We start from the raw sequence: 2,148 nt of genomic DNA on the forward strand, positions 1-2,148 counted from the left end.
CTCATCGCCATGACGTTCACTTCCGGCAGCAATTGTTCCTGTTATGTTCTTATAGATTCCAGAGGGCTCCGGAAGAGTCAAGCGGAGTCACAAGGAATTTATTCCTTCTTCCTTTACCCTCGGGAAAGCCCGCCAGCCGGCTCATTTGCCTCTATCGGCGCGAAAGCCTATATGCCGGGATCAAAGGACATTTCATGGCCCGCATCTACAAGACCCGCACCTGGCACGACCAGCTCTCGCCGTCGATGGACGAGATGGAGCTTCTGGCGCTGGAAGCCTATGCCCATCTGCCGGACGAATTTCGCCAGCTCACCGGCGAGATCGTCATCCAGATCGCCGATTTCCCGACCGACGAGATCATGGACGACCTGTCGCTGGAGACCCCCTTCGACCTGCTCGGCCTGTTCGAGGGACGCGGCATCGCCGAGCGCTGGAACCCGCAGACCGGCGAGGGGCCGAACCGCGTCACGCTCTACCGCCGCGCCATCCTCGACTACTGGGCCGAGAACGAGGAGACGCTGGGCGACATCGTCACCCATGTGCTGATCCACGAGATCGGCCACCATTTCGGCCTGTCGGACGACGACATGGAGCGGATCGAGGAGGCCGCCGAGCAGGCGGCGGCGGGGTAAGGCGCGCACCTCGTCATCCTATGCACCTCGTCATCCTAGGGTCTGCGCTCCGCTTCGCGTCGCTCCGCCCTAGGATGACGAAGCCGGAGGGTCGCTACCCCCGCTACCTACCAGTCGCTGAGCTTGGTGTCGGCCGTGTATTCCTGGCCTTCGACATCCTTCACCACGGCCTGGCCGCAGCGCATCGACTTGGTCTTCTTGTCATAGGCGTAGGTCGGCGAGCCGAACAGGTGCCAGCCCCTGTTCAGCGCAGCGGTCACCTTGTGGCAGAAGGTGGCGTCGTCCGGGCCGGTGAGGAAGCGGTAGAGTTTCATGGATCTGTCCTGTCGTGCCTAACCCGTTATGACCGGGCGGAAAGCCGGGCCTGAAAACGCGCCCGGCGCATCATGCGCCGATGATCGCGGCCTTCGCCAGAAGTTTCTCGGCTTCCGCCAGATGCAGCCGCTCGACCATCTTGCCGTCCAGCGCGATCACGCCCTTGCCGGCATTTTCAGGCCGCGCGAACGCATCCCGGATGGCGCGGGCCCCGGCCAGCGCCTCCGCCGACGGCGAAAAGGCGCGGTTCGCCGGCTCGATCTGGGCAGGGTGGATCAGCGACTTGCCGTCGAAGCCCATGGCGGCGGCCTCGGCGCATTCGCCGGCAAAAGCGTCGAGGTCGCGAAAATCATTGGCGACGCCGTCGATGACGTCGAGGCCGCCGGCGCGGGCGGCGAGCACCAGCTGCATCAGCCAGGGCATCAGATAACGCCGGTCGGGCGCCGCCAGAATGCCGGTCGCCTTCACCAGGTCGTTCGTTCCGGCGACGAAACAAGTCAACCTGGAAGCCGGATCGCGGCCAAGCTCGGCGATGGCGCCGATGTTGAGCAGCGCCCTGGGCGTCTCGACCATCGCCCATAGTTTCACGCTGTCCGGCGCGAAATTGTCGTCGAGCAGGTCGCCCGCTTCCAGGATGTCGCGCGGCGTGCCGATCTTGGGCAGGAGAATGCCGTCGGGCTCGGCCTTGGCCACGGCCAACAGGTCGTGGGTGCCCCATTCGCTGGCCAAAGGATTGATGCGCACCACCATCTCGCAGCGCCGTTCGGGGCGCGCAGCCAGGATGCCGGCGACCTTGTCGCGCGCGGCTTTCTTGTCGGCGGGCAGGACGGCGTCCTCGAGGTCGATGATTATGGCGTCGCAGGCAAGCGAGCCGATCTTGGCGAGCGCCTTGTCGTTCGAGGCGGGGATGTAGAGCACCGAGCGGCGCGGGCGGTAGGTGTCGAGGGTCATGGCCGATCTATGCCGGGTGACGGCCGATGAGGCAAGGTGCGGAGGCCCCTTGAGGACGGGACAATCGCAGAGGGCATCGCAGCCCCCTCCGTCCGCTTCGCAGCCACCTCTCCCCCACTTTGTCTAGGAGATTCACACATCTCGTAGGCTCCAGCCACGTGCGATGGATTGGAAGTACTGAAGGCCGTGGCGGAAGGTAATAGGGCCTGGCGGCTTGGACTTGGGATAGCCATCCCATCCTCCGAGCTTG

3 protein-coding genes are annotated in these 2,148 nt (G+C 64.7%); 1 reads left to right on the plus strand and 2 read right to left on the minus strand.

The genetic code is table 11. The features are described 5' to 3' along the window. Positions 1–194 precede the first annotated feature (194 nt). Positions 195–632 carry a metallopeptidase family protein gene (locus EOD07_RS31875; RefSeq protein ID WP_073989890.1) on the plus strand — a complete coding sequence of 146 codons (438 nt, stop codon included), beginning with the start codon at positions 195–197 and terminating at the stop codon, positions 630–632. A 107-nt stretch (positions 633–739) separates the two neighbouring features. Here the strand turns inward: EOD07_RS31875 and EOD07_RS31880 are convergent, their stop codons facing one another. Next, entirely contained in the window at positions 740–946 is a 207-nt protein-coding gene (locus tag EOD07_RS31880) for a DUF1737 domain-containing protein (protein ID WP_127238095.1), read from the minus strand. A 70-nt stretch (positions 947–1,016) separates the two neighbouring features. After that, positions 1,017–1,898 (minus strand): CoA ester lyase, encoded by an 882-nt coding sequence (locus EOD07_RS31885; RefSeq protein ID WP_127238096.1) that lies wholly within the window; start codon positions 1,896–1,898, stop codon positions 1,017–1,019. Between the last annotated feature and the right edge of the window lie 250 nt (positions 1,899–2,148).

Source organism: Mesorhizobium sp. M2C.T.Ca.TU.002.02.1.1, from assembly GCF_003997225.1.

What these genes read in the sequence shown, in the direction of transcription:
- EOD07_RS31875 (WP_073989890.1), top strand. Translation starts at nt 195, where the DNA reads ATGGCCCGCATCTACAAGACCCGCACCTGGCACGACCAGCTCTCGCCG.
- EOD07_RS31880 (WP_127238095.1), bottom strand. Translation starts at nt 946, where the DNA reads ATGAAACTCTACCGCTTCCTCACCGGCCCGGACGACGCCACCTTCTGC.
- EOD07_RS31885 (WP_127238096.1), bottom strand. Translation starts at nt 1,898, where the DNA reads ATGACCCTCGACACCTACCGCCCGCGCCGCTCGGTGCTCTACATCCCC.